We start from the raw sequence: 14670 nt of genomic DNA on the forward strand, positions 1-14670 counted from the left end.
CTGCGACAGGGCAGGGGAGGCGGAAGGGAGATAGGGGGCAGGGGGCTTCATGGCAGCCACTCTGCGTGCATTTCGCGGAAAAATCAAACAAACATGATAAGCGGTACTTATCAGGTGAGATTGAGATTTAACAAAGCGGATAAAGTAACGAGCAAAAAGAGCAAATTTTGCGCGTAAAGCGGGTAGGGGGCAGCCAGGGGTAGTTTGCCGGGATTTGACGCAAACTCTGGGGTATATTTGACGAACCCGGGTGATCTGAGGTTTGTACTGGTCGAAGTTTTCGAACAGGTTTTTGAGCATGATCTCATTTAAGGGCTGTCATTTACCTAAGGATGCAGTTTTATACGCTGTTTGCTTCTATCTGCGGTACACGGTGTCCTATTGTGACTTGGAAGAGATCATGGCTGAGCGCGGTGTGCGAGTTGACCATGCCACATTGAATAGGTGGGTTGTGAAATACTCGCTGATCGTCGCTGCTCGTGCGCAGTCAAAGAAGTGTCCGACACTGAGTTCGTGGCGCATGGACGAGACCTATATTCGTGTTCGCGGCAATTGGATGTACCTCTATCGGGCCGTCGACAAAGCTGGGAATATTCTTGATTTCATGCTGTCTGAGCGCAGGAACCGTCCAGCAGCAGCAAGGTTCTTTGGCAAAGCGCTGTCTTCAAATGGAATCCCGAACAAGATCATTGGTTTATCAAGCGTCGCATACGGCACATGTGCGGGTTCAAATCGTTCAGATCCGCATCAGCTACTTTGGACGGTATCGAAGTCGCCAATATGATCCGGAAGCGGCAATTCTCAAGCGATAAGACTTCCGGCTTTCAGCTATTCGCCAAGATGGCAGGATAAGTGTATCCAGTAAGTCGCTTACTCTGGCTGTCCCAAAAGTTTGCGACACATTCGTTCCGTCTATACATCTCTCAGGAAAACTTGCGACAGATCCAAGCGTGAGACATTCTGTGTAACTTGACACCTGGGCTGTCTTCTTTGCGGATTTAACAACTTTCCCGTTTTTAACCCGGCCGTTCCAAATCATTATCACTCTTATCGAGCAATACGCCGTGTTTAGTTTTGACGATCCGATGTGTGGGGATGGATCGCTGAGGTTGGATGTAACCAGAGTAACGAGAAAGGATCCACGCTTGTCCGAGGAAGCAATTTTACGATTTCGGAACCCGACACCGGACAGAAGTTTTCGCGATCAACGGTCGAGAACAAAACCCAATGACCGCATAATGTCCAGTTCAAACGAGTCCCCACACAACAAGAAGTTCATTTCCGTTGACGCCATCCAGTCAATGCTCCCGGAAGAGAACTGCCGGCTATCACTGGTTGCAGTGCCCTGCGAGGAAGCGACCGAAGCCCGACCGCGTTGGACCATGGAACTCAGGGATGACACGGGCCACCGGTATACCGTCAAGACGCAGGGCAGCCATTGCCGACCGATGTATGCCAGCACCCCAAGCGGTGTTTATGGCATCGCAGCAGAGATCGGGATTGATCAAGTGGTGCTGTGTATCCCACAGGGGTGAGTCGGTTGCGAACACTTGCAATGTTGAGAGCTGCTTCTTCAAAAGGTTGAGAAACCAAGTGGATAAACACGATCGCATGCGGTCGCATGAGGAACGAGTGGATGGGTTTTTACTATGCGATTGAGGGTCTCATCAGGGGCTTAGGAAACACAGCGCTTACAAATGGCGGTGGAGCACCTCGTGGAGCGTCACAGGTAACCGCAGGGACGATGTTTTCTTTCTCCGGCCCGACAACTGTTGGCATTGACGTCAACGGCGATGGTCAATCGCTCAATAACGCGACCATTGTTGTTGATGGCGCCGCCATGATTGATGGCGGTCAATTCTATCGGCTTGATGGTATTATCAACGGCGGGGCCGGTTCTAATAGACTCATCGCGGGGGATGGCGATGATGGTATTCTGAACCAATCCTCTGGTGACTATTACGACAACATGTTGATTGGAGGAAGGCAGATCGCCGGGCCTGCCGCTTTGTCTGGAATCACTAGGTCTTCGTTGTTTAAACAAACAGGCGTGGCCTGTTTCGTAGCCGGCACGGAGATCGCTACTGCCAGAGGATTGACACTAGTTGAACGCCTGAAGGTCGGCGATAGAGTTATCACTCGGGATAGTGGTGTTCAGGAAATCCGGTGGATCGGGTCAAAAAAAGTTTCTGCGATAGGGAAATTGGCGCCGATCCGCATTGCCCCCGGCGTGCTAGGGTCGAATGATCAGTACTTGTGGCTATCGCCCAATCACCGCGTTCTAATAACCAGCGGAGACATGGGCGTATTGTTTGGTGAAAGCGAAGTGCTGGTTGCTGCAAAACACCTTGTTGGCCAACCTGGTATCACGCGGCAACCCGGAGGTATGGTTGAGTATTTCCATATCTTGTTCGACGCTCATGAACTTGTCTTGTCAAACGATCTTTGGACCGAGAGCTTCTTCCCCGGCTCCCAGGTCTTGTCTCAAGACAATGAAATGCGTGAAGAAATCCTGAACCTATTTCCAGAACTCGGTGCGTTTGAGGAAGCGTCAAACTACGGGAAGACCGTGCGCGTGGTTTTGAACGCCCATGACAGCAAACTTATAAACCTGGACCGTGCAGTTTAGGCCGGCATCACTCACTTACATCCGCAACCTCTTGATAGAAGGAGAATCTATGTAAACCGAGTAGCAAAAGCTCTTACAACAATCCTGAGTAGTTGCGGACGCAATGACCCAAACAACTTCGAAACAACTTCAGTTGGGGTTGTTTCCCCAAAAGGTATCGTGACCTGCCAGCTATAAATACCTGACCTAGTCGTTTGGGATCAGGCGGTGTTTGCCCTGAAAGGCATGTCAATTCCCAAGGCGGACAGCATTTGGAAGAATGAAGGTTACGCCGCAAGAACCTAAGGTAATTAGACCTCCAGATTGCGGCAACATGGCCCTGCCTCCCCCTCGGCAGGGTCATTTTCTTTACTTGATCGGAGTGCCCAATTTGATTTGGACCACCGCTATGTTTGAAAAACGGAGGATCGAGAACTTCGAACAAGAGTGCTCTGAAACCCATTTTCCGGCCATTTTTGATTAGAGTTTTACGCAACGAGTCCTTGGCTGGGAGAAGGAGCGGCAGCGATGAAAGCAGCGATCCCGGTCAGTAGAGCCAGACGCGCCGCCCGGTTCACTAAGAGCCGTTCACCCTGGTCGAACAGATCGTCGGTCAGTTTGAGATACCCCTACACCCTGCCACTGTCGGTCTCGCCGTTCACGCGGCGGGTGCGATCCGGAAATCGGGACAATTGTCTGATGCTGCAATTGTCCGGCGAGGTCGATTTCGCGATGACATTTAAACGCCCGGACGTCCCCCGGTCCTGCGGTGCCACACGCGTTTGGGGTGTAGCGGCTGGGCGGCGATACATTGGTGCCTGTGGTGTCCCCCGATCTTGCGGTCTACGCTGATAACACCCAGATTCCGTTCAACTCATATCCCCCTGATGTTATCCTGGGGCGCCTGTTCAGCCAGTTCGTTTTGCCTTTGTTGCCCGAAGGCGGAAACTGCACTGACCCTTGCTGCCTGTGAATGCGCTGGATGGCGAAGGGGTGGTGTAGTTGTCGCTGACCCTGGTCAAACGGCATTTAACCGAAAGGCGGCTGCGGCGATTACATGACTTGCCGCATCAGGATCTGGGCATCATACTGATCCGCCTCTCTGATCAACAGGGCGAGGGGAATGCACAAATCTGGTCTGATCTGACAATTACTCTCGAACCATCCGTGGGGCTATAACGCTTCCAGACCTGCTCGCCGGTTCTATCCAGACGCTAAAGTGAGCAGAATAGTGAAGGGGTCGGGGTGGCCTGCTAGTGTTCCCGCCAACCTGAGTCATTGCCAAGGGATCAACTTAACTGAACCAACAATTTGAGATAGGGGCGGAGGGTGACGGCATCATTCAGGCGACGTCCTGAACAGAAAACAGCCGCCCTTTTCAGGGCGGCCGCAGTGATGTGCTTTGTCACTTACGCCCGCGAAACGTCCGGCGATTTTAGCACATGGGGAGTATCGTAGGCATCCAGATCCAGTTGATCTTCGGATTTCGCAATAATGACGGTGCAGGCAGCGTCGCCGGTAACGTTGAGCGATGTACGTGCCATGTCGAGAATGCGGTCGATGCCTGCGATGATGGCTACACCTTCCAAAGGCAGGCCGACCGAGCTCAGAACAAGCGACAGCATCACCAGCCCGGCACCCGGCACACCAGCGGTGCCGATGGAGGCAAGTGTCGACGTCAGAATAATTGTGACATATTCCGACATGCCCAGCTCTATCCCAAAGGCCTGTGCCACGAAAAGAGCCGCAACGCCTTGGTACATGGCGGTTCCGTCCATGTTGATTGTCGCGCCAAGCGGCAGCGTAAAGCTTGCAACCGACCGGTTCACGCCAAGGTTCTGCTGAACCGCCGTCATCGTGACCGGCAGTGTCCCCGAAGAGGACGTGCTGGTGAAGGCCACGATCTGCGGCTCGATGATGCCTTGGAAGAAGCGGATTGGGTTCAAACGCGCAAAGATCGAAACGAGCCCGCCATAAACAATGACGGCATGCAGAACGCAACCAATATAGAGCGCAGCAATCACGGTTCCCAATGGCAACAGAAGATCCAGACCATAGGTTCCGGCGACCCAGGCCATTAGTGCAAACACACCATATGGTGCAAAACTGATCACAATCTCAGTCAGTTTCAAGATGACGGAATTTAGGGCTTCAAAGAAATCCCTGACCGGCTTTCCAGCGTCACCCACCAGGTTGATGGCCAGACCGAACATAATCGCAAAGAAAATGATCTGAAGCACGTTGCCATCCGCGGCAGCGGCGATTGGGTTTTTGGGAACGATCCCGATAAGTTGCTGGATGAAAGGCGGAGACGCTTTGGGTTCCATTGCGGCTGCGGTGCTCAGATCAATTCCTGCGCCGGGTTGCAACATCAGGCCCAAAGCGAGTCCAATCGTGATCGCGAATGCAGTTGTACCCAGATAGAATACAATCGACTTCAGGCCAATTCGCCCCATGCGGGCCATGTCGCTGACCGATGTCATACCGCAAACGAGCGATACGAAGATCAACGGGACAATCAGCATTTTGATAAGCGACAGGAACAGGGTTCCAATGTTCTTGATCATGCCCGCAATTGCTGCGTTTCCAGTTGCGTTCAGCAACACGCCCGTTACCACCCCAAGAACAAGCGCGATCACGATTTGCTTCCAAAGAAGCATATTCCTCCAAGGTGCCATAAACCCTGTTTTGCGACTGGTATTCATCAATAGGTTCTCCCTTTCCATGGCAGTCAACTGGAATGAGCTGCCTGCAGTCGCCGCAAGGTAACACCGTCGTGCCGGTCATGGTCGCGCAAATAGAGAAACGGCATTGCAATATTTGCAATACCGTTTCTTCTGTCGGATAAAGTTTCGGTGGCGCCTAGAATCTTGCGAGCTGTACACATTTGCGGGCGAGCACATCGGTCGGGTCGACAGGAAGCGCCCCCAATGCGTCTGCGCTTTCGGTCACGATGAGCGGCAATTCCGTACAGCCGAGAATGATTGCCTCGGCTCCGCGCGCAACCAGATGGGAAAAGGCCCGGCTAATCTGTTCTTTGCAGAGGCCGTCGGTATATCCAGCTTTGACACCAAACGGGCCATAAATTGAATCCATGACCAGGTTTTGATGATCGTCATCGGGAATGATGTGGGCAAGGCCTGCCTCATCAAGTGCTGTCTGATACAAGCCACTTTGTATTGTTCCATCCGTGCCGAGGACCCCGACCACACGCGTCTCTGGGGTGGTTTCTTTAATGTGTTCAGTGGTCGCGGCAAGGATACTGATGATCGGAATATCAAGGTGGCGCTGAATCCGATCAACATACGCGTGGGCGGTGTTGCAAGGGATGACCAGCATGTCAGCACCACCGCGTTCCAGTTTTTTGCAGGTAGAATAGAGGGCGACAGTTGGATCGGTGCCCTCGCGGACCAGATTTTCGGTGCGGTCAGGAATTTGCGGGTTCTGTTCAACCAAGACTTTTATGTGATCCTGATCGCGGGTCGCCTCGGTCCCTTTGACCAGTTTGGCAAGGAAATCTACGGTTGCGGCAGGTCCGACACCGCCGACCACTCCAACTTTGAACCGGTGACGGCGGTCTGGCTGGGTCTCTTGCAGGGCGTAATCCGCGTAAACCGCCGCCGTGTCTATGGCCGTCATGTTGTCTGGCAGGTCAAGCTGGTTGAGCAACAATGGCAGTTCAGAAAGACCGGGCACAAAAACGGTCGCGCCTTGTTCGAGTAGGTTGGTCTGGGCGGCATTTATGGGTCTCAGAACGTCTTCATTGCAGTGTCCTGCTTTGAAACCGATGCGTCCATATACGGCCTCCATGACGGCACTTTCCAGATCTTCCCGGGGATGGAGGATCTGTATTTCCCTGCCAAACAGGTTCTCGAACAAACCAGTTTTCCTGACAAAAGGCGTCGTGATGACACCAATCTTTGTCGGCTCGGGACGCAGTCTGTTAACGGCGGCGGCGATCGCCTCTGTCATGCTGATCAGCTTCAGTTCAAGCTCGTCCTCAAGTTCATGCAGAAAGCTATGGGTGACAAAACATGGAAGCAGCGCCACGTCACATCCATCCCGTTCCATGCGGGACAGTGTGTCAAAAACATAGAGTTTTCGGTGTGTTGGGCTGTAGCTCAGCTCTTTGGGGGAGGCTGGTTCGCGCAGCGGTTTCTGGTGAAATATCAATTCCCTGTGGTCTTCTTCCGACCTGACCGGTGTCCTTTGAACAATTCTGTTCAGCAGGTCAGCTCCGGCAAGGGCGCCCAGGCCGCCAACGATTCCTATGCGTAAAGATTGGTTTTTGTTCATTGGGCAATCTCCGGAGCCTTGCCGTGCATGTGCTGCAATGCAGTCTCGGCAAGTTCTCCTGGCAAAGCGGGTTTTGCGGCCTCTTGCAGGTTCAAGCCATGCGCCTGTGCATATTTTGCAAGTTTGGTGGCAGCCTCATATCCGATCACCGGGGCCAGTGCGGTGACATGTACAAGGCTGTTGCTCAGCAACATCTCGCATCTTTTCTCATCCGCAACGATACCGTCCACGCAGCGGGTGCGCAGCACATTCATTGCATTGGTCAGAGACCCCATGGTTTCCAACACTTTATGGATGATGACCGGCTCCATCGCGTTGAGCTGGAACTGGCCGGCCTCGGCGGCCATTGTGACGGTCAGGTCATTTCCGATTGCCTGATAGCAAACCTGATTTACAACTTCGGGAATAACCGGGTTTATCTTGCCGGGCATAATGGACGATCCTGCCTGAACCGCGGGCAGAATGATTTCTCCAAGCCCAGCCCGCGGCCCAGAGGACATTAGGCGTAGATCATTACAGATCTTAGACAGTTTGATGCCAACCCGCTTGAGCGTGCTTGAGAACATCACAAAGGCACCCAAATCAGATGAAGCCTCAATCAGGTCCGGAGCCAGTTTAAGTGGCTCGCCGGTAATGTCGCGCAAATGCGCCAAAGCGACTTCGCCAAACCTATCTGGGGCATTGATGCCGGTGCCAATGGCCGTGCCTCCAAGGTTTACTTCTGTCAGAAGGCGCGACAGGTCCCGCAACCGGTCAGCATCTTCGTTGATTGTTGTGGCATATCCCCGGAACTCCGCACCTAGTGGCATGGGTACAGCGTCCTGAAGTTGGGTGCGCCCGACCTTCATAATATGCTGAAACTCACATGCCTTTTGGTCGAAGGATTTGGTTAGAAGATGCATTGCTTCAATCATAGGGGCGATCCTGGACAGGACAGCCAGACGGATTGCTGTGGGGTAAACGTCATTTGTGGATTGTGACCGGTTCACGTCATCATTCGGATGAAGCTGGTTGTAGTCGCCATGATCTGCCCCACGCTTTTCCAGTCCAAGATTTGCAATAACTTCATTGGCATTCATATTGGTCGATGTGCCAGCACCACCCTGCATGACATCAACAACAAACTGATCGTGATGGCCCCCAGCAATGATCTTGTCACAGACTTCCGTAATGGCCGACGCTTTCCAGTGGGGCAGGACACCCAGGTCCTTGTTGGCCATAGCACAGGCTTTTTTGACCGACGCCAGTCCGACAATCAATTCCGGATAGTGGCTGATCGCCACCCCCGTAATCGGGAAATTTTCCAGTGCCCGCTGGGTCTGGCTGCCCCAGGTCGCTGCCAGCGGGATCTTTACCGGGCCAAGGCTGTCGGATTCTGTTCTGTGTTGTTTCATGATCTGAGACCTTTTTGTGGTCTTGCGGCCTGCATCAAATGCGAGGGGCCGAGACTCTGTGAGTGTGTTGGTCTGACCGTACCGCCATCAAGTCCGCCCACCCATGACAACTTTCGCAAAGGTGTTGCGAATTTTGCAACATGCTTCTACCGTGTGAAGTTTCTGCAATTGGAGAATTTAGATGGAGATCGATTGGCTGGAAGACTTCTTGGCACTTTCAGCTGCTGGGGTATTTGCCCGCGCGGCGGATGCGCGCAACATAAGCCAGTCGGCTTTCACGCGGCGGATCAAAAACCTGGAAAACTGGACCGGGACCCCATTGTTTGACAGGAGCGTACACCCGGTTGAGCTTACGTCAGCAGGTCATGCATTCAAGCAAACCGCAATCGACACGGTTGCCGCACTAAAGCAATCCAAAAGCGATATCCGTGGCTTATCTCGCCAGGAAGCATCGGTGCTTGATTTCGTCGCGCTTCATTCGTTGGCAATTTCCTTCTTCCCGAACTGGCTGACACGAATGTCCAGCCATCTTGGTCCCACCAAAACCAGGCTGGTCGCGGAAAACTTCTCCGGCTGCGCCGAGGCAATTTTATCCGGAAGCGCAGACTTTATGTTGTGCTATTCCCATCCGACCGTGCCCACTATTTCAGATGAAAACCGATACCCGTCTTCGACCATCGCAAAAGACCGGATCATAGCCGTCAGCGTTGTCGATGCTGATGGGCGAGCCAAATACAGCTTCGAAGGGGAAAGCCCGGTTCCATTCCTGTCATACACTCCTGACAGTTTTTTGGGCCGCGTGTCCCAGGTTTGTCTGGATCGCGGAGGTCTGAGTCACATTGTGAGCCCCATCTATGAAAACTCCGTTGCCGAGGCGCTTAAGTCCGCTTGTCTTGCGGGAATTGGCGTTGCATTCCTTCCCGAAAGCGCGGCGGATCGAGAGTTGAAAGACGGGAGTTTGCAGAAGATCAGCCAACCAGAATTCGAGCTTTCAATCGACATCAAACTCTACCGTTCGATCGAGAGGTCCCGAGCAGAGTTGGAACGCTTTTGGATGATGGCTCAAAACCTGTAAGGCACATCGCAAGTCTGTAATGGAGAAGGGTGATGCTTACTGCAAGTTTCTTTGCGGCTACTCTGTTTCGGCAACCAATTTGCGGAAATTAGTACCGCGCGGGTTGGAAACGTGGGTGTACAGAACAATATCCAGCGGCAGGCGGCCGTATTCCGGAGAGAGGATGACGGCATCGCCAGTAATTATGTGATTCTGGATGAGCGAGTGAGGAACCCAGGCAGCGCCGCTTCCTTCCAAAACCATCTGGGAGATCCCCACCGAAAACGCGCTTTCCACAGCCGATCTTCCCGTCCAGGCACGGTCCGCTTTAGCTTGATGCAGTAAAACAATCTGCCCAAAAAAGCTGTCTGCGGGGAAATCAATGCAGGGGGCGTCCGGTGGTAGGATCTGACCTTCCAGCAGCTCATATTTTAATGCGCCTCCGACGACCGGAAGCAAAGTGTCCCGCCGCCAAATGTAACGATCAACGGTGTCGTCGAAAGGCACCTGGGGCAGCTCACGGAATTCATAGCTCACCAGAATGTCGCATTCATGGCGCAGGAATGTGGACATCGCTGTCACCTGGTTCTGCGTGCGCAATCGGATTTGCGGCAATCCGCTGCGTTCGCGGAGTTTGCGAAGAATCTCCGGAACGACGGACACCGAAAGCGAGTGCTGCGTCGCCATCACCAGCGGTTCTCCGATGCCTTCCGGGTTATTAAGATGCCCATGCAATTGCCGCAAATGCGCGAGCAGCGACCGGATTTGAGGTTCGCTTTGTAGTAGCGTCGGAGACAGCTCTACCCGGTTGGCCTCACGGACCAGCAAGCTTTTTCCGATCCAACGTTCCAGGGATCGAATGCGCCGTGAAAAGGCGGGTTGTGTTACATTCCTACGCGCGGCAGCGGCGGTCAGGCTGCGCTCTTCCAACAGGATCAGAGCGTCTTCTAGAAGGCGTGTATCCATGCTTACCCATACCTTTTGTACGGCTACACTGCAATATTGGCATTATCAATCGCATCTTTTTTGCGTTTAGTCTTACTCAAACTACGTAAAGGGAATGTATTCAATGCAAACCGCAGCGACAGAAGGTGCTATGGCAGTAGGCGGGAACCTTGCGCTTGTAAGGCGCGCGCTTGAGAATTTTCCACGAGTGCGTCTTGGTCATCTGCCAACACCTTTAGAGCCTCTTGACCGTTTGAGCGAGGAACTCGGCGGACCGCGCATATGGGTCAAGCGCGATGACTGCACGGGCCTTTCGTCGGGCGGCAACAAGACTCGCAAACTGGAATTTCTGATGGCCGACGCCATGAAGCTGGGTGCTGACACAGTGATCACACAAGGCGCCACCCAGTCCAATCATGCACGACAGACAGCAGCCGCAGCAGCCCGGTTGGGGCTGAACTGCCATATCCTGCTTGAGGATCGCACCGGGTCGAATGACGAGACTTATAACTTCAACGGTAATGTTCTGCTGGATCAGCTACATGGCGCAACCGTTTCCAAACGAGCAGGTGGTGCCGAAATGAACGCTGAAATGGAGGCCTTGGCCAGCACGCTGCAAGATCAGGGACGCAAGACCTACATCATCCCGGGCGGCGGCTCCAATCGCGTTGGGGCGTTGGGTTATGTGAATTGTGCCGCCGAGTTGGAAGAGCAAGCCGGAAACATCGGCCTCAAGATTGACGCCCTGGTCCATGCCACCGGCAGTGCGGGAACCCAAGCAGGGCTGGTGGCTGGACTTGCTGCCCTTGGCAGCAACATTCACTTGCTTGGGATCGGTGTTCGGGCACCTCAGGGGAAACAGGAAGGCATGGTCTATGACCTGGCCTGCAAGACCATGGATTACCTTGGAATGGGGGCCGTGATTGAACGTAACTCGGTGCGCGCGAACTGTGATTATGTTGGCCCAGGCTACGGCCTGCCGACCGACGGCATGCGTGCGGCGCTTCTGAAACTGGCTCAACTCGAAGGGCTTTTGTTTGACCCGGTCTATTCGGGCAAAGGGCTCGATGGCCTGATTGATCAGGTTCGCAAAGGCTACTTCGAAGGAATGGATAATGTTGTGTTTCTGCACACCGGTGGAAGTGCAGCGTTATTTGGATATTCCGGCATTTTCGATCTGCCGGGCTATCAGGACTAACAAATGCAACAGAAACTAAGGGAGAAAACCATGAAATATATGAAACCAGCGGCCGTATTGGCTTTTGCCTTGGCCTTTTCTGCTCCGGCTGTGGCTGAGGATCGCACGGGAACTCTGGCCAAGATTGACGCCTCGGGCGAAATTGTCATTGGACACCGGGAAAGCTCTGTTCCGTTTGCCTATCTGGACGAGAACCAAAATCCGGTTGGGTATTCGATCGACCTTTGCATGAAGGTGGTCGAAGCGGTTTCCGCCGAACTGGGTAAGGAACTGACGATCAAATATGTGCCGGTGAACCCCAAGACCCGGATTGCACTGATGGCCAATGGCACGATTGACCTTGAATGCGGCTCGACCACGAACAACCTGACCCGTCAGGAGCAGGTCGAGTATCTGCCCACGACCTTCATCACCGGTACCAAACTGATGGTCCGCAAAGACTCCGGCATCAATTCGGTTGCAGATCTGGGTGGCAAGGCCGTTGCACTGGCGCAGGGCACCACCAACGAGCGTGCCGTCAAGGCAGCAATTGAAGAGCTGGGGCTGGACGTGAAGGTTCTTCCGGTGCGGGACCATGCCGAGGGCATGTTGTCTTTGGAAACTGATCGTGTGGATGTCTATGCCACGGATCACATCCTTCTGTTCGGGCTCATTGCAAAATCCAAGACCCCCGAAGATTTCGCGGTGGTCGGCGATTTCCTGTCTTTCGATCCCTATGCGTTGATGGTGCGCCGCGACGACAGCGCCTTTGAACTGATCGGCAAGAAGGCTATGGCAGATGTGTTCCGCTCGGGTGAGATCAACGACATCTATGCCAAGTGGTTCGATCCGCTGGGTGTTGGTCAGACAGACCTGCTTAAGGCTGCGTTCCAGCTTAATGCGCTGCCGGAATAACCTCCTCCTGTAGCAACACTGTCGGGCCTGCACCGTGCGCGGGAGGCCCGGCACCATTTTATCAGGGTAGAAAGCATGAACTACAACTGGAACTGGGGTGTCCTCTTTGAAGAGGAATACCTTGGCTGGCTGACATCGGGGCTGGGGTGGACCTTTGCGGTCGCGCTTGTGGCCTGGGTTCTTGCGCTGGCCGTCGGTGTTCTAATTGGCGTCGGGCGCACACTGCCATCGCGGCCTGTTGCCTTACTTTGCACCACCTACGTTGAACTTTTTCGTAATGTGCCGCTTCTTGTACAACTGTTCCTGTGGTACTTCGTCATGCCTGAGATCGTTCCGGATGATCTGGGTCGTTGGATGAAGCGGGACATGCCAAATCCCGAGTATGTTACGGCTGTTATCGGTCTAGGACTTTACACCGCAAGCCGCGTTGCCGAACAGGTTCGTGCCGGGATCAATGCCGTCGGTCACGGGTTGACCAGCGCAGCCTATGCCAATGGCTTCTCGACTGCGCAGACATATCGCTACGTGTTGTTGCCGATTTCCTTCCGGCTGATCGTGCCGCCGATGACCTCTGAATTCCTGACTATCTTCAAGAATTCCTCACTGGCGCTGACCATCGGCCTTCTTGAACTGACGGCGCAAAGCCAGCAGATCGCGGAATACACTTTTCAAGGATTTGAGGCCTTTACCGCAGCGACGGTCATCTACGTCGTCATCGCTCTTGGTGCGACAGTCATCGCGCAGACACTTGAAAAATACACCCGCATCCCGGGTTTTGTCGGAAAAGGCTGAATTATGGGTGATTTTGATCTTTCCGTCATCTGGAACAATCTTCCATTTCTGTGGCAGGGCTTGCAGCTCTCGCTATGGCTTACCTTTCTTGCTGTGATCGGCGGTATCATTTTGGGGACCGGCCTTGCCTTGATGCGGCTATCTGGTATCGCGCCATTGGCTCTGCTCGCCGCAGGTTATGTGAACCTGATCCGCTCGGTGCCGCTGATCTTGGTGATCTTCTGGTTCTACTTCCTGGTGCCTCTTGCTTTGGGTCGGCCGATTGGCGGCTTCTATTCGGCGCTGATCGCCTTTGTCATGTTCGAGGCGGCCTACTATTCAGAAATTATCCGGGCAGGCATTCAGTCAGTCCGCAAAGGACAGGTGCATGCCGGACAGGCCACTGGCCTCAGCTACTGGCAGATCCAGCGCTATGTGGTCCTGCCACAGGCGTTCCGGAACATGATCCCGATCCTTGTGACGCAGGGCATCATTCTGTTCCAGGATACCAGCCTTGTCTTTGTTGTCAGCTTGCGCGACTTCATGACCGCCTCATCTATTGTCGCCCGAACCGAGGGCCGGCTTGCTGAGATGTATATCTTCGCCGCCCTTGTCTACTTCAGCATTTGCTTCGCCGGTTCACTTGTTGTCCGGCACCTTCAGAAGGCCAAAACAGCATGATCAGCATTGAAAACATCTCTAAATGGTACGGCAACTTTCAGGTGCTGACCGATTGCACCACCAACGTCAAAAAAGGCGAGGTTGTAGTGGTCTGCGGTCCGTCCGGATCAGGAAAGTCCACCCTTATCAAATGCGTTAACGGGCTGGAGCCGGTGCAGCAGGGCCGCATTCAGGTTGAAGACGTGGATGTTACCGCAAAAGGCACCAATCTTACCAAGCTGCGCTCGCGCATTGGTATGGTGTTCCAGCACTTTGAACTTTACCCACATATGAGCGTGCGCGAGAACCTTTGTCTGGGTCAGCAGAAAGTCCTGGGCCGGTCACGTGACGAGGCCAACGCCAAAGCTGAAGCTCTGATCAATCGGGTTGGGCTCCTGCCACATATCGAAAAATTTCCTGGGCAGCTTTCAGGTGGACAGCAGCAGAGGGTCGCCATCAGCCGGGCGCTGGCTATGGATCCGATTGCGATGCTGTTTGATGAACCGACTTCGGCCCTTGATCCGGAAATGATCAATGAGGTTCTGGATGTGATGGTCGAACTGGCAAAGGACGGTATGACAATGATGGTTGTCACGCACGAGATGGGCTTTGCACGCAAGGTGGCGGATCGGGTGGTGTTCATGGATGCTGGTCTGGTAATTGAAGACCGTCCCACCGAGCAGTTTTTTAGCAACCCGGAAAGTGATCGAGCGCAGGATTTTCTAAGCAAGATTCTGAACCACTAGGCGTGCGATAGCGTATATACCTTTGAAACTGGATCAGCTTTTAGGAGACACACAGCGTGTTGATGAGTAAACTTTTCCCCTGCTCTCGCTGGAAAAGAGGTTGA

The 14670-nt window shown here is 53.6% G+C and carries 13 protein-coding genes and 1 pseudogene; 9 read left to right on the forward strand and 5 right to left on the reverse strand.

Annotated elements, in window-relative coordinates:
- The coding region (locus tag ACR0DJ_RS18525; protein ID WP_480686309.1) for a hypothetical protein at positions 1 to 300 on the reverse strand (300 nt) is incomplete at its 3' end.
- Between ACR0DJ_RS18525 and ACR0DJ_RS18530 the strand changes: the two are divergent.
- The 3 genes and pseudogenes from ACR0DJ_RS18530 to ACR0DJ_RS18540 all read left to right on the forward strand — a co-directional run bounded on the left by ACR0DJ_RS18530 (position 299) and on the right by ACR0DJ_RS18540 (position 2629).
- Positions 299 to 852 (forward strand): annotated as a pseudogene (locus tag ACR0DJ_RS18530) (IS6 family transposase). The gene ACR0DJ_RS18525 and the pseudogene ACR0DJ_RS18530 sit on opposite strands and share 2 nt — an antisense overlap.
- Before the next feature lie 386 nt (positions 853 to 1238).
- Positions 1239 to 1535, forward strand: a complete 297-nt coding sequence (locus tag ACR0DJ_RS18535; RefSeq protein ID WP_480686035.1) for a hypothetical protein — start codon at positions 1239 to 1241, stop codon at positions 1533 to 1535.
- A gap of 101 nt (positions 1536 to 1636) precedes the next feature.
- Positions 1637 to 2629, forward strand: a complete 993-nt coding sequence (locus tag ACR0DJ_RS18540) for a Hint domain-containing protein (RefSeq protein ID WP_480686034.1) — start codon at positions 1637 to 1639, stop codon at positions 2627 to 2629.
- A 1388-nt stretch (positions 2630 to 4017) separates the two neighbouring features.
- On the opposite strand, the gene ACR0DJ_RS18545 is transcribed toward ACR0DJ_RS18540, so the two are convergent.
- The 3 genes from ACR0DJ_RS18545 to ACR0DJ_RS18555 all read right to left on the reverse strand — a co-directional run bounded on the left by ACR0DJ_RS18545 (position 4018) and on the right by ACR0DJ_RS18555 (position 8298).
- Complete coding sequence (locus ACR0DJ_RS18545; protein WP_480508355.1) at positions 4018 to 5268, reverse strand: dicarboxylate/amino acid:cation symporter; 1251 nt, start codon at positions 5266 to 5268, stop codon at positions 4018 to 4020.
- Positions 5269 to 5470: 202 nt separating this feature from the next.
- On the reverse strand, positions 5471 to 6904 hold the full coding sequence (cuyB, locus tag ACR0DJ_RS18550) for a cysteate racemase (protein WP_480686033.1): 1434 nt from the start codon (positions 6902 to 6904) through the stop codon (positions 5471 to 5473).
- Complete coding sequence (locus ACR0DJ_RS18555) at positions 6901 to 8298, reverse strand: aspartate ammonia-lyase (RefSeq protein WP_480686032.1); 1398 nt, start codon at positions 8296 to 8298, stop codon at positions 6901 to 6903. Before ACR0DJ_RS18555 ends, cuyB begins: the two co-directional genes overlap by 4 nt.
- Positions 8299 to 8479: 181 nt before the next feature.
- Here ACR0DJ_RS18555 and ACR0DJ_RS18560 point away from each other — a divergent pair, with 181 nt between their 5' ends.
- The gene (locus ACR0DJ_RS18560; RefSeq protein WP_480686031.1) at positions 8480 to 9373 is read left to right on the forward strand and encodes a LysR family transcriptional regulator; all 894 of its coding nucleotides are present in this window, start codon (positions 8480 to 8482) and stop codon (positions 9371 to 9373) included.
- 57 nt (positions 9374 to 9430) lie between these two features.
- Here ACR0DJ_RS18560 and ACR0DJ_RS18565 read toward each other — a convergent pair whose 3' ends face one another.
- Complete coding sequence (locus ACR0DJ_RS18565; RefSeq protein ID WP_480686030.1) at positions 9431 to 10318, reverse strand: LysR family transcriptional regulator; 888 nt, start codon at positions 10316 to 10318, stop codon at positions 9431 to 9433.
- 130 nt (positions 10319 to 10448) lie between these two features.
- Between ACR0DJ_RS18565 and cuyA the strand changes: the two genes are divergently transcribed.
- The 5 genes from cuyA (at position 10449) to ACR0DJ_RS18590 (ending at position 14566) form a co-directional block, all read left to right on the forward strand.
- A complete protein-coding gene (gene cuyA, locus ACR0DJ_RS18570; protein ID WP_480686029.1) occupies positions 10449 to 11495 on the forward strand; it encodes a D-cysteate sulfo-lyase in 1047 nt (348 codons plus the stop codon).
- Positions 11496 to 11525: 30 nt separating this feature from the next.
- Positions 11526 to 12389: an amino acid ABC transporter substrate-binding protein gene (locus ACR0DJ_RS18575; protein WP_480484728.1), complete on the forward strand. Its 864-nt coding sequence runs from the start codon at positions 11526 to 11528 to the stop codon at positions 12387 to 12389.
- Positions 12390 to 12464: 75 nt separating this feature from the next.
- Positions 12465 to 13181, forward strand: coding sequence for an amino acid ABC transporter permease (locus ACR0DJ_RS18580; protein ID WP_480686028.1), 717 nt, complete (start codon positions 12465 to 12467; stop codon positions 13179 to 13181).
- A gap of 3 nt (positions 13182 to 13184) precedes the next feature.
- Complete coding sequence (locus ACR0DJ_RS18585) at positions 13185 to 13841, forward strand: amino acid ABC transporter permease (RefSeq protein ID WP_480484726.1); 657 nt, start codon at positions 13185 to 13187, stop codon at positions 13839 to 13841.
- Positions 13838 to 14566 (forward strand): amino acid ABC transporter ATP-binding protein, encoded by a 729-nt coding sequence (locus ACR0DJ_RS18590; RefSeq protein WP_480508367.1) that lies wholly within the window; start codon positions 13838 to 13840, stop codon positions 14564 to 14566. Before ACR0DJ_RS18585 ends, ACR0DJ_RS18590 begins: the two co-directional genes overlap by 4 nt.
- Positions 14567 to 14670 lie beyond the last annotated feature (104 nt).

Source organism: Ruegeria sp. BF10, from assembly GCF_056538725.1.